The sequence below is a fragment of the Nocardia niigatensis NBRC 100131 genome (genome assembly GCF_000308655.1).
In the GTDB taxonomy this organism is placed as follows: domain Bacteria; phylum Actinomycetota; class Actinomycetes; order Mycobacteriales; family Mycobacteriaceae; genus Nocardia; species Nocardia niigatensis.
In genome coordinates this window covers 1-14,768 of record NZ_BAGC01000101.1, presented here as the reverse complement: position 1 = coordinate 14,768, position 14,768 = coordinate 1, and the positions used below count along the sequence as shown (strand labels likewise).

General features: G+C 63.9%; 15 protein-coding genes and 3 pseudogenes. 5 read left to right on the top strand and 13 right to left on the bottom strand.

The features are described 5' to 3' along the window. The 4 genes and pseudogenes from ON33_RS31155 to ON33_RS44130 all read right to left on the bottom strand — a co-directional run. Positions 1–218, bottom strand: a pseudogene (locus ON33_RS31155) (hypothetical protein); the annotation flags it as partial. 313 nt (positions 219–531) lie between these two features. Then, a pseudogene (locus ON33_RS43660) lies at positions 532–1,278 on the bottom strand (IS3 family transposase); the annotation flags it as partial. A gap of 97 nt (positions 1,279–1,375) precedes the next feature. Next, complete coding sequence (locus ON33_RS31145; RefSeq protein ID WP_040862720.1) at positions 1,376–2,029, bottom strand: DUF3558 family protein; 654 nt, start codon at positions 2,027–2,029, stop codon at positions 1,376–1,378. A gap of 79 nt (positions 2,030–2,108) precedes the next feature. Then, the gene (locus ON33_RS44130) at positions 2,109–2,240 is read right to left on the bottom strand and encodes a hypothetical protein (protein WP_281033253.1); all 132 of its coding nucleotides are present in this window, start codon (positions 2,238–2,240) and stop codon (positions 2,109–2,111) included. A gap of 674 nt (positions 2,241–2,914) precedes the next feature. Between ON33_RS44130 and ON33_RS38720 the strand changes: the two genes are divergently transcribed. Further along, the gene (locus ON33_RS38720; protein WP_083869425.1) at positions 2,915–3,415 is read left to right on the top strand and encodes an STAS domain-containing protein; all 501 of its coding nucleotides are present in this window, start codon (positions 2,915–2,917) and stop codon (positions 3,413–3,415) included. Positions 3,416–3,665: 250 nt separating this feature from the next. Here the strand turns inward: ON33_RS38720 and ON33_RS31135 are convergent, their stop codons facing one another. From ON33_RS31135 to ON33_RS31115, 6 genes and pseudogenes are all read right to left on the bottom strand, one after another. Further along, positions 3,666–3,890 (bottom strand): hypothetical protein, encoded by a 225-nt coding sequence (locus ON33_RS31135; RefSeq protein WP_157184801.1) that lies wholly within the window; start codon positions 3,888–3,890, stop codon positions 3,666–3,668. A 175-nt stretch (positions 3,891–4,065) separates the two neighbouring features. Next, entirely contained in the window at positions 4,066–5,286 is a 1,221-nt protein-coding gene (locus ON33_RS42915; protein ID WP_245550877.1) for a transposase, read from the bottom strand. A 287-nt stretch (positions 5,287–5,573) separates the two neighbouring features. Beyond that, a pseudogene (locus ON33_RS44540) lies at positions 5,574–5,765 on the bottom strand (transposase); the annotation flags it as partial. A gap of 734 nt (positions 5,766–6,499) precedes the next feature. Continuing rightward, positions 6,500–7,519 (bottom strand): HEAT repeat domain-containing protein, encoded by a 1,020-nt coding sequence (locus ON33_RS31125; protein WP_040862718.1) that lies wholly within the window; start codon positions 7,517–7,519, stop codon positions 6,500–6,502. Further along, a complete protein-coding gene (locus ON33_RS31120; protein ID WP_085996868.1) occupies positions 7,513–8,205 on the bottom strand; it encodes a HEAT repeat domain-containing protein in 693 nt (230 codons plus the stop codon). The genes ON33_RS31125 and ON33_RS31120 overlap by 7 nt, the downstream gene beginning before the upstream one ends. Positions 8,206–8,580: 375 nt before the next feature. Then, a complete protein-coding gene (locus ON33_RS31115) occupies positions 8,581–9,060 on the bottom strand; it encodes a helix-turn-helix domain-containing protein (protein ID WP_083869429.1) in 480 nt (159 codons plus the stop codon). Positions 9,061–9,317: 257 nt separating this feature from the next. Here ON33_RS31115 and ON33_RS31110 point away from each other — a divergent pair, with 257 nt between their 5' ends. Beyond that, positions 9,318–9,566: a hypothetical protein gene (locus tag ON33_RS31110; RefSeq protein WP_063711104.1), complete on the top strand. Its 249-nt coding sequence runs from the start codon at positions 9,318–9,320 to the stop codon at positions 9,564–9,566. Between the two features lie 244 nt (positions 9,567–9,810). On the opposite strand, the gene ON33_RS39145 is transcribed toward ON33_RS31110, so the two are convergent. Further along, entirely contained in the window at positions 9,811–10,422 is a 612-nt protein-coding gene (locus ON33_RS39145; RefSeq protein ID WP_040862717.1) for a TetR/AcrR family transcriptional regulator, read from the bottom strand. Positions 10,423–10,652: 230 nt separating this feature from the next. On the opposite strand from ON33_RS39145, the gene ON33_RS31100 reads away from it, so the two are divergent. Further along, positions 10,653–11,414 (top strand): membrane protein, encoded by a 762-nt coding sequence (locus ON33_RS31100; RefSeq protein WP_040862716.1) that lies wholly within the window; start codon positions 10,653–10,655, stop codon positions 11,412–11,414. 306 nt (positions 11,415–11,720) lie between these two features. On the opposite strand, the gene ON33_RS31095 is transcribed toward ON33_RS31100, so the two are convergent. Continuing rightward, positions 11,721–12,035, bottom strand: coding sequence for a hypothetical protein (locus tag ON33_RS31095; protein ID WP_157184800.1), 315 nt, complete (start codon positions 12,033–12,035; stop codon positions 11,721–11,723). Between the two features lie 889 nt (positions 12,036–12,924). Between ON33_RS31095 and ON33_RS31080 the strand changes: the two genes are divergently transcribed. Together ON33_RS31080 and ON33_RS31075 are read left to right on the top strand one after the other, a co-directional pair. After that, positions 12,925–13,455 carry a DUF6879 family protein gene (locus ON33_RS31080; protein WP_040862713.1) on the top strand — a complete coding sequence of 177 codons (531 nt, stop codon included), beginning with the start codon at positions 12,925–12,927 and terminating at the stop codon, positions 13,453–13,455. Further along, the gene (locus ON33_RS31075; protein ID WP_040862712.1) at positions 13,455–14,300 is read left to right on the top strand and encodes a helix-turn-helix domain-containing protein; all 846 of its coding nucleotides are present in this window, start codon (positions 13,455–13,457) and stop codon (positions 14,298–14,300) included. Before ON33_RS31080 ends, ON33_RS31075 begins: the two co-directional genes overlap by 1 nt. Here the strand turns inward: ON33_RS31075 and ON33_RS44125 are convergent. Then, the gene (locus ON33_RS44125) at positions 14,294–14,425 is read right to left on the bottom strand and encodes a hypothetical protein (RefSeq protein ID WP_281033252.1); all 132 of its coding nucleotides are present in this window, start codon (positions 14,423–14,425) and stop codon (positions 14,294–14,296) included. The genes ON33_RS31075 and ON33_RS44125 overlap by 7 nt on opposite strands. Positions 14,426–14,768: the final 343 nt, after the last annotated feature.

The following is a 14,768-nucleotide window of genomic DNA, read 5'->3' as shown; positions in this document are numbered from 1 at the left end:
AGTCTGCCGTTGGTGTGGCTCGGTTCGATTGGCCGCCCGGCACCCGCGATCGGCGTCTGTTCGGGGCTGCCACCGTGTTCGGCGATCAGCGTCAACAACTCACCGAAGCCGACCACCCCGGTGTCGATTTTCCTGCGCGCCAACACTTTTGCGGTCTCGTCGACCAATGCGACGTCGTGGCGGATTTCCGACCAGTCGATACCGCAGGTCAGCTGCATGTACTCGCTCCGTTCTGCCGGTGAATCCTGTCGTTCACCGAGCTCGAGGCGGTGCGGCAACCTAATGGAAGCGCTCACGGCGCGGCATCTCACAAGCCGATCACCGGCCCTCGCGGCGGACCGGCGGGGTCACCGTCTACGTAGAGATCTTCGAGCACGATCACCGTCATCACATGCAGTGATCACCCATCGGCAGCCCGGCCCGAACCAGACTGCCCGTGAGCTACCGTGACCGTGCTCGGATCGGTGAAATCTCAGTGACCACCCGCCGATCCGCTTCCGGCGGTCGGAACTGGGTCCGACTTCCCCATTAGGTGAAATCGGCCACGACCAGCAGTTCGGTGCCGGCACCCGGAACTGCCGATCCACCAGATCCGCCGCCCGCGCCGCAGCCGGATCGGCCTCAATCGTGCGAATCTTCTTGCACCGCACCACACCTCGCCACCGGTTGGCCCGCATCAACCGTTCCACCGTGCACCGGGCCACCTGGATGCCTTCGCGCCGCAGGTGCGCCCACATCTTTTCCGCCCCGTACAGGCATTCCGGCCGACGTTTGCCGTTCTCGTCGGGCTCGTAATAGCCGGCGAGGATCTCGGTGAGGGCGGTATCCCACAACGCCCGTTTCGACGGCGCACGTTTCACCCAGGCATGGAACGTCCTCGCCGAGATCTTCACCCCGCGCGCGGTCAGCGCCCGGCACATCGCCGCGATCGGGAACCGGGCCCTGTGTTCGGCGATGAACTCACACACTAATGGTGTCGCGGGTGCTTGTCCCGCGAGAAAAAGACGTTGCCGCAGAAAGGATTTCGATCGTCTGCTCCAACTCGGCGATCTTCCGTTTCTGCTCCCGGATGATCCTGGCCGACTCCGTCGAGGTCCCCTCGGCCTCGCCCCGATCGACCGCGGCCTGCTGGATCCATTTCCGCAGCGTCTCCGCCGTCATACCCAGCCGAGCCGACACCGCCTTGATCGCGGCCCATTCGCTGTCGTAGTCGTCACGGTGATCAACGACGAGCCGGACAGCCCTGGCCTTGGTCGCTTCGTCGTACTTCGCTGGCATCTCCTGCCCATCCTCCCAAGAAAAAGAGTGGGCACGAAACCCAGGGCGATTCAGATAACTACCGGAACCTCAAATCTGGCGAGCATGGATCCGCCTGTTATGCAGGCAGATTCTTATTGCCCAACTTGGCCGAAAACTCCTGCACGGCAGCGCAGGGCTCGAGCGTCGGCGACTGGCCGTTATGCTTGCGCGTCGTGAACAAGACCGATCCTGTCGAGGTCTGGACGCCCAACAGGCAACCGATGTGATTGCTGTCCTGGACCGAGTTGAAGACGACCACTTGACGGCCGTAGTACTCGGTTCGCCTGAGATCCCGGTAAGCACCGGGCTTGAGCAACTGATCGACTGTCGAGGTGAGGGATTCGATGATCAGCTCGTACTTCCCATCGGAGGCCAGCCACTGACATCCCCGTACGTCGGGGTGTTGGAGGTCTTTCCGCTCCCTCGTGCCCGGGTCCAACCCCGCGGCGGCGAGGTCGGCAGAGGGAATTTCGCAGGGATCCCAGGGACCGTCCGAGACCGGCGCGGCCGTGGTGGTGGGTGTGTCGACACCGGAGTCGGTGCGCGTGGTCTCCGGGGCGGATCCACTGTCGGCCTTTGCCGTGGTGGGCGCGCTCGCCGCCGCGCTCGTCGAAACGGCCGAGCCTGTCGTCCCCTTTGCGGGTGTGACATCCTCGGTGCACGCGCTGAGCAACAGTGCCGCGCCGCAGATCACGGCGGTGATCAAGTGCCTGGATGCGCCGAGCTTCATTTGTCGGATTCCTTTACCTGTCAGGCTTTTTGACAACGGATGGACGAACCTTGCGGCTCGTGTGCTCGACGAGGTCGGGTCAGAACCCATGTCCGGTCAGCAGTTGGAACGGCATACTGAGGAACATCATGGCCACATACAGGGGGTAGCGGATCGGGTCGCCACTGAGGTAGCCCTCGGACAGCCAGTTCATCAAGTCGGCGGAACCCACGACGCGTCTCCTTCAGTTGTGAGCATTTCCATCTGGTAGCAAATGCTTCTGCCGGACATGTCGATCGCGTGGGTCCGCTTGTTACGGATGAATTTTCGTCGGCAACCCGACAGCACTTGACCACCGTGATCGGATGCGGCCGTTGACATGTTCCCCAGCCCACGAACACGAAGTTCGCGACCGACAACCCCAGCACGACAAGCGCTTTCTGCCACGTCCACGCCATTGCGGGGGTGCCAGCGGCGCCGCTGGGGGGCCTAGATGGTTGATTCCAAGGGGTCGGCGGCTGCCGACCCTGTCGCTGTGCACGGTCCCGCCGTGCAGCCACACGGCCGTACAGGCGCTGTCCCAGGGCCGGAAGCCGCGCGGGTGGTGGTGCTCGGCGCTTCGCGCAAAGGCACCAGCATGGGCAACCGGCCCCGAGTACATCCCGGGCACCGCGCCCACGACCAATATGCCCGGCCACTGGATCGCTGAGCCGCAGCGGACGCGTTGATCGATGCGGTCGGTTCCGAAACGCTCGGCTAGATACCGTGCACTACGCGGACCAGCCGACCCCGGCTGACCACCGGTTGCCGGACTGCCATGGCGCCTCTTCCCGCCACCTCTCGATTACCCGTAGGGCGCGTCCATCGCAGGGGCCCGGGGCCACCACCATATAGGCGACAACCGGTGTGGCAGAACAGTTTTCCGCGTCTTTCCACCCAGCTGGACAAGGATCTGATCCTGATGTCGAGTTCCTCCATCACCGCAGACCCGACCGCGGCGACCCGGCCATACGCACACAACTGAGCGTCGCCCTCAGCAGACCGTCGCGGTCGACGATAGTCGTGACCGCCAGTGGCGAGATCGACTGCTGCACCGTCGCCACATTCCGCGAACACCTCACCGAAGCCCTCGCCACCGGCGCCGGGCTGGTAGGGGTGGACCTGAGCAGGCTCACCTTCTTCAGCGTTTCGGGACTGCGGGCCGTCCTCGACGCCGTCGCCGACGCTCGCCAGCGTCACATGCCCCTGCGGGTGGTCACCGGACCGCGGTGCGTGGACTGGCACTTCGAGGTCTGCGACCAGGACACCGACTCGATCACTGTCACCACGATCGCCGCCGCCTGCGCATCGAGGCCACGAGACCCGACACCGGTCCGCCGAGGTGCGCTGACCGGACCGGCCACGTGACCGCGCCGAACAGCGCATCCCGGCCCGCGACAGCGATCGCGGGACCCGCCTGGACCCCACCGACGTGTCTGCACTGCCCGAACCGATCCGCGCGGCGTTGGAGCGCGCCGGTCACTATTCACCGTAGCCCTTGGTTCCTTAGATTTGTTCTCTCGCAAGATAAATCGTCCACCAAGGGCTTCGGCCATGATCAACCAGGAGTACGCGGCCAGCGCACAGCACAACCCCAATTGAAGCTCGAGCTAGCGGGTCAGCAGGACGCGATCCCTACGGAGCCGTTGAGGCTGGTGTGAAAGAGGAGGCAGACCAGGTGGTTCGCGGCAGAATACGAGCCGTTCGAAGAGCCGGTGGTGTCGACGGGCTGTGCGGCGGTGACGGGCAGCGGCTCGGCTTGGGCGGGGGCGGCGAGGAGGGCAGCGGGGGTACAGAGGCCGGCCGTGACGGCCAAGGCACCGAGGAACTTCTTCGAATTCATTTGGGACTCCATCTGTTTCGATCTGGACGGGAGTCAGTATCACAGTTTCGGGGCGCGTGCCTGTAGACCCGATAGCTGGGGTTACTGATGTGTCAGGGAGCGTCTCAAGTAGCAACAGTCCCGGCCTCGCCCATCGGCGTCGGTCAGGTCCGCGCGCCCGCCACCGCTACGCTGGTCACGAGTTCCCCGGTATTCGGGTTCTTCTTCGTCGCCGAACCATCTCCCGAAGACCTAGCTTGACTCTGTCGGTGATCTTGGGAATGTCAAGATCAGCTGTGGAGGGCCCGCCAGGACCGTGATCGGGGAATTCCCTCGTGGTCCAAGTAGTTTTGGAAGGCCGTTGATGGTCGTGGCGGAGACGGCTTGCTAGAGGTGCTGCGCTGAGTCGTTCGATGTTCACGGCGATGGCGGTGAGTACGTGCTGGATGTGGGTCTTGGTCTGGCCGCGGTAGCGGCATTGCCGCATGCCGTGCCCGTTCGCGAGTTCGCAGACGGTGCCCTCGATGCCGGAACGTACGGCATACCGCTGCCTCCAGGCCGGGTTCTGCTGCTCGTCGCGGGCTCGAACTTGCAGGTCGAGTAGTTCTCGCGGCGGAAATCCCACGTTGCGTGCGCTGTCGCGGGAGCTGGTGCACTGGCTGCGGACCGGACATGGCTGGCACTGGGCTTTCGTGAACCGGGCCACGATCAGTGGGTCGGCGGTCGGAGACGACGTCGGGTAGGGACCGTGCCAGCCCTTGCTGACCTGGCCTCGAGGACAAGTGACCTGTCGGCGGTCGAAGTCGATGTGGAAGTCGTCTCGGCTAAAGCCGTCGTTCTCGCGGTGCTGGCGGGTGGGGTTGCCCGGCAGTGGGCCCGTGACGGTGACCTGGTGTTCGCGGGCCGCGTGCGCCACGTGGACCAGGGAGGTGTAGCCGCCGTCGACCAGGTCCTCGGCCGGAAGCAGTCCGCGGCGCCGCAGGCGGGTGTGGATTCCGGGCAGGGCCTGGGCGTCGTTGGTGGTGGCCGGTGTGGTGACCACGTCGGTGATCACGTTGGCGCCTTCGGCCGCGCAGGTTTCGGTCAGATGGACCAAGAACCCCTTCCACCTGGTGACCTGGCCTCGGCGCGCGTAGCGGGCCTGGGTGTCGTAGGGAGAGACGATCGCCACCGACGAGGGCGGCAGACCGCCGTCGTCGTCGGTCCGCCAGCGCAGGCGACCCTTCTCGTCGCGGTAGTAGTTCTGCAGAACGATCTGTCGCAGGGCCTGGACCTGGGGACCGGACAGGTAGTCGGGTCCGTGTTCTCGCAGGTGCTCGAGCAGTTGGCCGGCGTCCTCGCCAGCGGTGAGGATCTTGGTCTTGGGCCGAGCGGGTTCTTGCCCAGGCGAACTGGACGGCCATATCGACGTCCCCAATCTCCGTCGACCAGACCGGAAAGCAGATACGGAGCAGTCCGGGCAATCTCTTCGAGCACGGCGCGGACGGCCTCGGTGACCAGTTCGAGCCGGGTCAGGTCGCGCACCGCGGCCAGGACGTGGGTGGAGTCGGTGCGCGCGGTGGTGCGTTCGCGCACCAGCCCGGCCTTGGTGAGTCGGGCCAGAGCGAGATCGAGCAGCCGGTCGGCGCGGTCACCTTCGGCGAGCCGATGGCGGAAATCGCTGAGCACACTGTGATGGAACCCGGGGTCGTCCAGCTCCAGACCGAGCGCGTACTTGAAGTCGATGCGACAACGCACGGCCTCGGCCGCCTGCCGGTCGGACAGGTCCAGCACATACTGCAGGACGCACACGGTGGCCAGCTGAGCCGGGGACAGGCCGGGTCGGCCGTCGCGCGGATACCAGTCGGCGAAATCCTCGTTGCTCCACAGGCTTTCGAGCCGGTCGCGTATCCACATCGCCGCAGTTCCGTGAGGATTGCTGGCGCGGGCCACCCGCGCCGTCAGCGGCGGGACCGTCATGGCCGGTCCTGGTCCGAGTGACATTCACCAGTTGCTTCGAGGGCGCAGTGCTTTTCGCGCCTCGCAGTGTGGCAGCCCGCCAGCCGCGACATGCCGAATTCCAAGATCACCGACAGAGTCAAGCTAGTACCAAGGCCGCTCGGTTAGCGGTTCGGTTCGCGTGTCAATCGAATGATGGTGTGGGGCTTGGTATGTCGTGATGTAGGACAGCGGAGAACAGGTTTGTCACTCCAAGACAACTCTTCGTCTGAGCGAGCTCGGCCACGGTCAGCACCGCCAACACCGCACCCACGCGCTACCGGGTGCGGGGCGCTCGGGCCTCGAGCAGCCAGCAGGCCAACGGCACCAACAAGGTCAGCCGGAACACGTCGCCAGTCCAAGGTGGCTGCGCCGGTGACCATCCGGTTTCGATGATGGTCCGCCGAAGGTCAGTCGGTCGACGATCGCCGCCGTTATCTCGGCGCCGGTGGCCGAACATCCGTGTTGATCTGTGCTTTCGTGGCGTGGACGGGTGTCTTCGACTATGTGTCCTCGGTGCTGAGGAGGGGCGGTGCGGAGTTGGCCGTGGGCGTGTGCGAGTGCCCCATTGTCGGATCCGTATCGGCAAGCTCGTACCGGAAATGGAGATGCTGTTAGCCCGACGCGATGTTCATTACCCCGATCGGCGTGTCTCAGTCTTCCTGATCCGGCTCTTCTTCGAGCCTTCTGATGAGGGCCGAGGCGACGAGGCCCACGACGCGGTCTTCGTCGTGGGCCAGTTGTCGCAAGATGTCCAGCGCGATGGTCCCCGGCATCTCGGCGAGTGCCTGGGTCAGTCGCACCCGTACCGCCGAGTCCGCTGTGTGCGCGGTGAGTTCGTCTGCCAGCGCACTCATGATCAGGTCCGCCCACTTCGCGTCCTGTGCCAATGCTCCCAAGAGCTCGGCCGCCTCGACATCGTTCGGCCCCTTGACCACCGTATCGACCAGTGCCGGCACAGCCCGGGCAACGCCCCGCGCACCGAGTGAGAGAGCAGCATGTCTGCGGACCGTGGCGTCGGCGTCCCCGAGCGCGTCCGCAAGTATCGTGGTCGCTTCGTCAGCCGGTAGCTCGGCGAGCGCCAGGACCGCGCGCCGCCGGACTTCGACGTCTTCCGAGCCCAGGCCGAACGCCACGCTCGCCACGCCGTCGCCGTTGGCCCGGGCGAGTGCCCACCGCAGGGCCCCGGCAACGTTCGGATCGGATTCGGTCAGGATCGCCTCGGCCAGCAGTTCGGCAGGCACCGGCACGTCCTCGGCGGGGGCGAGGACGGCCTGCTGTCGCCGGGCGGCACTGTGCGAACGGAGTCCGTGCAAGAGCCCGACTATGCGTAGGACGTCTTGCCAGCCGCCTGGATCGGCGGCATCTACGGTACGGAGCCGCTCGAGGAGTTCTTGCTCCCGGTTCAGTCGTGCTTCGGTCCTTCGAATGAGGTCACCAACCAGTATGGACGGGCTGAATCCAGGATCGTCGAGAGCCTGTCCGATTTGGCGCAGGGACAGTCCCAGCGACCGCAACCCCTCCACATGGAAGATCCGCCGGATATCGTCGGGTGAGTATTCCCTGTAGCCACTCACGGTGCGGCCTGTCGGTCGTACCAGCCCGAGGGAGTCGTAGTGCCTGAGCATCCGGGCGCTCACTCCCGAGAAGCGCGCCACGTCGCCGATCAGCACGCCGTTGTCTCCTCCCGATCCGGACCGATTGCGACGACCCGTCTCGCCTCACCGACAGCGAGGTCGAATCCGGCATCCGGGTCACTCAGGAGCCGCTGCGTGGCGATCGCGTGCGCCCGTACCGTCGGGTCGTGACTTGCCATCGCCGTCTGCAGGACCGGCTCGACCACCTCGCCGAGTGCAACGAGAGCACGGCTCAGACTCAGCCGTACCTCGCGGTCACCTCGGCCGAATTGCGTGGCCAGTTCCGTGGCCAGCCCCTCCTTCACCTCCTCCTCGTCGGGCACGAGAACGACCGCAGCGCGCCATGCACTCCGCGCGACCTCGTCGTCGGCATCGTGCAGCATCGAATGCGTAATCGCTGACCAGGTATTCGGGTCCCCGATCTTGGACAGCGTGTGCAACGCTTGGCTGCGGGCTTGCGCGTGTTCGGAATTGAGCTCCGCCCGTAGTGCAGGAACTGTGATCTCGCGCGGGAGGCGGGTCAGCGCCCAGGTGAGCATGTCGCGCACGAAGAAGTCCGGCTCGATCGCGCACCGCTCTACGAGTGCATCGACGAAGAAGGGCTCGGGATGCGTGCCGGCTGCCAGAGCCGCCTCGAGCCGGGTCGATGAGTTCGCAGCGGCCAATGCCTCGAACAGTCGCAAGGTGTATGGGTTCCTGTGTGTCGAGTTGATAGGGACCACCTCCGACAGCCATTCAATGCCTTTACACAGTGACAAGGTCAAGCACGCACGGCCGATGTCGTGGGCATCGCTGTACTCCACGATCACATAGGTAGTCGGCCGTCGCGTCCATCCTGGGCTGGGCAGGGCATGCCGAAGACGGACATAGCCCACCTGAGGTTCCCCCGCTTTCTCGGAGGGGCTTGGTCGGTGTCAGACGGTGGCGACGATCTTGCCAATGTGGATAGCAGTGGCTTCTACGATGTCGTCGAGGGCGAACACGATGTCGATAATTGGATGCGATGTGCCGGTGCGGAAAACCTGCCTGGCTACGCGGAAACCGGTTGCCGCACTGCAATTCTCACGAGCCCTGTCCAGCGCCGAAGGTGCTCGCGATCACCTGTGCTCGACGGCATGCGGGCCAGATCGGGAGCGGCAAACGTCGGTGCTCACTTCCTGACCCGCGCGCGTCGAGGTGCCGATCAGTCTGATCACGGCTGCTGCGGATTCTGGGTCGCCGACGACGAAGATGGTAAGGCGGCAAGAAGATTCGTCGTAGGTCCAGTGGACGTTGAGCTGCACTGGAACGCTCGAGTCGCCGATCGCGGTCGCTGCGAGGCGTGCGGTGATCCGGTCCATCGCGAGACGGTCGACGTCGTCGATGTGCACGACAGACGAAACGTGCACGCGCGGGGTACTGATCGGTTCATCGGGTACCACGCCGGTGAAGGCACGCAAGTCCCGTTCGCTGATTCGGTACTGCTTGCCCATCCTCACGGCTGGCAGACGGCCGTCTCGAACGTATCCGCGCACGGTACGCACATGCAATCCGAGAATGGCAGCCACCTGTTCGGCCGAATACATAGCAACGGTCATCAACACAACGTACCGGGCCGTTAGCAGGAGACATCAAATTGATTGAGCCGGGCCAGGATTGGCGGCTCGGAGAATCTGATGCCGGCGAACGCGCCCGCATGGTCTGACTCGATGGTGGCACGAAGACAGCTCGGTGCAGGTCGAGCAGCTCGATCGCCAGTACCCGGAGTGTCTCGAACCCGTCGGTGGCCTATCTGAACATTTGTAATAAACATACGTATTGCACATATGTACTAAACGGTTGTATGGTCGCCGGCATGGCACAAGCACCCCTAGCAGCCGCGGTCGCGGCCTCGAGCGACTTCAGTCGAGCGATGTCGAAGTCCAGCGGCAAAGGCGGTCGCCACGCCAGCGGCGGCAAGATGACCGCCAGCAGGGCCTCCGCGATCCAGAGCGCCGGGGCCCGCAACCCGGACAGCCGCACGGCCACAACAGGGTTCGCCAGCCGAGCCCAGTCCGCAGGCGCGACCAATGCCAACAGCGACGGCGGATCCGGCAAGAAATAGCCACAGCCACAGCCATTTTCGTGATGCCCTGGGTCTCCGCCCAGGGCATCACTGCGTTAGCGCCGGATTCCGGCCGGTTGCGCCACTACCCCCGAAGCAACCACCACCGCCGACCCGATCCACCTCATGCGGACCTTCAGAATCACCGCTGCAACCGCTATGCGCTACGTCAACGCCACACACCCACACCGCGCAGGGCAGCCACCTCGCCACTAACCAGCTGAGCCACGCGAATCCGGCGCAGTCACTCGACTCGGCGATGATGATCGATCAGGCCGGCAATCGCTTTCTGCGCGTCCTCCGCCGCGAGCGGGACCGTTGCGAAGGTCTCGGCAATCATCATTGCTACCGGGGTGGTCCACAGCAACATGCCCAATGCGACGACGTGTTCACGGTCGCCACCGGCAACGAACCGTTGGTTCAAACTCGCGAGAGCAGCGAGGAGACGTTGCATGTGCTCCTTGTCGAACCCGACTCGCAAATCCTTCGTCGCGATGAGGATCTCCAACCCGGCCATCGCCCTCGGGTTCGCGAAGGCATCCCATGTCGCTTCTACCAGACCCTCGGTATCGAGGTCGAGCGTGGGATCGGACAACGACTCGAGCGTCGTGACCAAACGGTCGACGGCATCTTCGATCACCGCGGCCAACAGACCATCGCGGTCACCGAAGTGATGCTGAATGACCCCCCAACTCACCCCGGCGCGTTCGACGATGTGCCGTGCGCTGGCGGCCGAGAACCCTTCTTCACGAATACACCGGACCGTCTCGTCGATCAGAAGTTCACGCGTCCGGTCCCCCCGCTCCTGTCGACCGGCGACCGGCCGGCGCGGAGCCGGACGCTCACGCGCACTCACCGCCGCGGCCTGGCCGGTTTAGCGTGTTTCATCATCCGCACCACCCTATGACACCTCCAACGAATTCCTCACGCCGACTCGGAAGACGCGCTCACCTACATAATCGACACCGCCGTCACCCTTGCCACAGAAACATTGCATGTGCAATGCTACGAGCGTAGGTCACATCCTGGGCACGCGCACAACCCGCTCGACCAGCAGTATCCCCACCCTCGACGGAGGTTCGACCCATGACCGAAACCAGCCGCCGAGACGACCAAATCGATCGATCGGCGAAGCGCAGATTTTCCTCACTACAGAAGGCGCTCTTCGGCGTTCTGACATTCTTCTTCGCTGCACATTTACCGTTCTGGTACCTCGAAGTTCATGTCGGCGTCTCCCATGCCGTGGCCTCCAGCGGATTGGTGCTTGTTGTTGTCGGCTGTTTCGCGACGGCGCTTGCGCTGCCGTGGCTACCGCTTCCGGACCAGCGCCGACGTACGAAGTCGGAGCGGCTGGGCGCGATGGTCATCGTCTGGGTCTTCATCGCCCTGATACCACGATTCATCTGGGAACTGCCGTGGCTGTTGTTCTTCGACCAGATCCGAGACGGCGTGCAGAACGGCGCCCTCTGGTCCTACATGTGGTCGCCCATCCTGCTCGGCGGCGACGCGCGTTACCTCAACGGGGATCCGCTCATCGTCGTTCTCGAATGGGTCGCTTTGTTCGTCGGGATCTTCGAGGCATATGCCCTCGTACAGTTCTTCCGGAACCGCAGGCGCTTCACCAGCACTCAACTCTCCTTGATCATGGCGGGGATGATCGTCGAGGTCACGCTGCCCGCCATCTATTTCGGGGTGGAGATCGCAAACAACTTGGAGAGCATGACCAGCCCGGCGGAGATGTGGATCAAGTTCGTCCTGATCAACGTGCTCTGGTGCACCATGCCACTGCTCACCTACTTCTGGGGCGTGCGCCGGTTGGCTCGCCAAGATCTCACGGTGACGTTCTAGGACTTCGGCAGCACGAGACCCCACCTGCATGAGACAGGCTGGCGACTACAATCAGCTGACGAACCTGCACCCCATCCGAAATTCCGGAGCCAAACCTACGCGGGTTCCCTGCCTGCAACCTTCGGGAATTGGCGAACTCGCGCGCTTTCGTCCATGGTTGCTCGGGGCCTGGTTGCTGGGCTGGCGAGCATCGCGCGAAGCAGGTGATGGACGTCGATGCTCAGGGCATGCTCCCGTTGCTGGAGATGGCGCCACTTCACTGGCTGTCACGGGCCTTTCGGTGAGACATCCGATCGGCGGTCGTGTTCATTCGTTGGCCGCCGCGCGATGTGTTGCCGCGTGGAGGACTTCGTCCCAGGTCTCGATCACCTCGACCTGGTAGTCGCCACAGGCGAGCGCGTTGTGGAGGCTGTAGCGAAGGTCCGGGCCGGCGGGTTTTTGCTGGGCGATCCAGTCGATGTGGGCGGCGGTGATCGGGCCCAGGCGTGTTCCCTGCAAAAAGCGGATGGCCTGCAAGAAAGGGGATGCTGCCGCCGGTAGGCCGCCTAACTCGAATGGGCGATCAACGAGAACCGCCGTCACAGGATCTGGCGCCCACGTCGGCGTGTAGATGAAGTACACGCGGACCTCGATCCCTCCCGAGCCACCGGGAATTACGCGCAGCGGTGGGCGGCGGGCAGGGATCGGCAGGTGCTGGTTGGGCCCTGTCATCGAGGGGTCCTCGCGTATTCGGCGTACACGGGCATGCGGCTTGTCCGCCGGCCGCGGTCGGTCGACTGCCACCGCGCGGGCCCGCGGGAAAGGCGCATCGCCAGCCCTGCGCGCGAGAGCCGCCCCAGGGCGTGGCGCAGCGATGTCTCGGCGAGCTCGGTTGTGCGGCACAGCTGTTGGATGGTCAGGGCCTGCGATCGGTCGAGGGTCGACAGTGCCCCAAGGGTTTTGGCTTCTGGTTCGGTCAAGGCCATCGTCGTCCCTCGCCGTCGTTCGTCGTCTGTGTCGTCGTCGGTGGCGACTCGGGGCGGGGACGACGATCACCGGCCCCGAGCGCCTGCCTCGAAGTTACGAGTGGGCAATCCGCCCGGCTACGAACTTGCTCATACTTGCTCAAACCGCTGAATACGCCCTCCAAAAGTGCGCTGTCCAAGCGATACTGGGCTCGGGTGGGCAAGGGAGTGCACACCCGTGACGGGAGGAAGGGACCATGGAACTCCGCTTTCTTGGCAAGAACGGATCGAAGTCCGGCGACTGCCAACGCTGTATGCCACAGACCAGAGCTCGTATCTGGTCCAGGGATGGAAGACCGGCACCCCAGAAACGATCGAGATCCCACACGTTCTACTCGGTTACGCCGAACCGGATACCTATATCGGTGCAACCATGATCGACACTGGTCGTGGTACCTTCCGGCTCTCGGGTCTCCCAGTCACCGAGCCGGACACCCTGGCGAAGTTGACACTGGCTGTCTACGAGACCGCGATCGAGGTACCGCAGCTTCGGAGGACTTACTACGGTGGAACTGAGGCAGAGTAGCGTCTGGCCTGAACTCTTTCGTCAGGCAACGAAGTCCGCGTTCCACATGGAAGTCCGAGACGCCTACGGGGTTCCTGGCGAGATGAAGGCCCTGCGTCGATTTCTGAATGGTGAGCCGCGGCTACCGAACGATGAGTCGTGGGCAGAATGGGACGGCCTGATCCGGGAAGTTACCGGTCGCGGCGTTGCTGTTACGAGGATTCGTGTAGTGACTGTTCCTCACAGCGATTACCAGCGATGGTTGCTGACCGAGACCGGGGACAACATCGAGTCGGGTGAAGACATCCGTTACCTGCCACGGCATCTCGTCGATGCGGACCTCGTGCCGGCCGATGACTGGTGGCTGTTCGATGACTCGACGGTGGCGTTCAACCTCGTCGATGCGGAAGGACGGCCAGCGGGAGCCGGCGTTACTACCGACCGTCAGATAGCGGCTGTCTGCAAGGCGGCGAAGGGTCGCCTGTGGCCGCTGGCTGTACCGTTCGCTGATTACATCGATTCTGCGGTGTAGTGGCTGATTCTGTTCAGGCGCAACGAGAAGCGCTCGGTCAGAGGCTGCGCGAGATGCGGCGCGCCGCGGGTGTCACTGGCCGAGAGCTTGCTCGCCGAGAAGGATGGCATGAGTCGAAGGTCTCGAAGATCGAGTACGGCAAGACCAAGCCATCGGAGGCTGACCTCAGGGCCTACTGTGCTCATGCGGGAGCCGAAGATCAGCTTCCCGAACTCCGCGCGAGCCTGCGCAATTTGGATGGCGCGTACCTCGAGTGGCGGCGTCTTCTTGCTACCGGCACCAGCTCGAGGCAGCAGCATTCCGTCAAGCTCGAGAAGGCAGCCAGGCAGATTCGGAACTGGCAACCTCAAGTCATTCCGGGACTGCTTCAGACCGCTGACTACGCGGCGTCGATCTTGGCGTACGCGGTCGAGTTCTACCACCTCCCCAACGATGTCGACGCGGGTGTGGCGAAGCGTATGGAGCGTCAACAGATTCTGTATCGGGCGGGCCGCAGGTTCCACTTTCTGGTCGCAGAGCAGGCGCTTCACACAACTGTTGGGAACGACGACATCATGATCGGGCAGCTTGACCGCCTGTATTCGATCATCGGGATGTCCCGAGTGACGCTCGGGATCGTTCCAATGGATGCGGAGGCGCGTGCTGCGGTCGAGAACTTCGTGCTGTTTGACAATCGCCTGGTCAAGGTCGAGGGTGCTACTGCTGAGCTCACGATCACTCAACCTCGTGAGATCGCTTTGTACGGGCGGGCCTTCGACATTCTGTCGGCCCAGTCTGTTACCGGAGACGGTGCTCGGATGCTGATCCGGAAGGCGATCACAGATCGTGAAGGTCGTAGTCAGTAGCGGTCAAACGTCAGCCTGAAGCGCGGGTCGTAGTCGTCGATACCGTCCTCTTCGCCGTATAGCCGGACCATCGCGTCGTCGATGTCTGGAGCAGGGCGGTAGAGTCCTGCCGCGGTTTCGATCACGCCCTGGATGTCCGGTGCTGAAGCAATTGCAGGGCTTGGTTGATCTCGGCGACTGTCGGGCTTAGGTCTATGCCATGCCGGACTGCCGGCCATAGGTCGGAGGCGGCGAACTCGCTTTCGTTATGCGAAAGCGGTCCGAGCAACCTGGGATTGCGTAGCTGTCGGATGCTCGTTCGTATGCTGGCGGCGTGAGCGACTTGGCATATTTTCTGGCGGCGTCTGAGCAGGGGTTCCCGCTCGATGTGGACGACGTGGTGGATTCCTTGATCCAGGAGGGGATTCTCTTGCCTGTCGACTGGTCCGGTGAGGAACGGACCGGACAGATAGCGCAATTCGTGGCCAG

Excerpts from the sequence above, each read along its gene's own strand:
- ON33_RS31100 (WP_040862716.1), top strand. The coding sequence starts at position 10,653 with ATGACCGAAACCAGCCGCCGAGACGACCAAATCGATCGATCGGCGAAG.
- ON33_RS31135 (WP_157184801.1), bottom strand. The coding sequence starts at position 3,890 with ATGAATTCGAAGAAGTTCCTCGGTGCCTTGGCCGTCACGGCCGGCCTC.
- ON33_RS31115 (WP_083869429.1), bottom strand. The coding sequence starts at position 9,060 with ATGACCGTTGCTATGTATTCGGCCGAACAGGTGGCTGCCATTCTCGGA.
- ON33_RS31145 (WP_040862720.1), bottom strand. The coding sequence starts at position 2,029 with ATGAAGCTCGGCGCATCCAGGCACTTGATCACCGCCGTGATCTGCGGC.
- ON33_RS31110 (WP_063711104.1), top strand. The coding sequence starts at position 9,318 with ATGGCACAAGCACCCCTAGCAGCCGCGGTCGCGGCCTCGAGCGACTTC.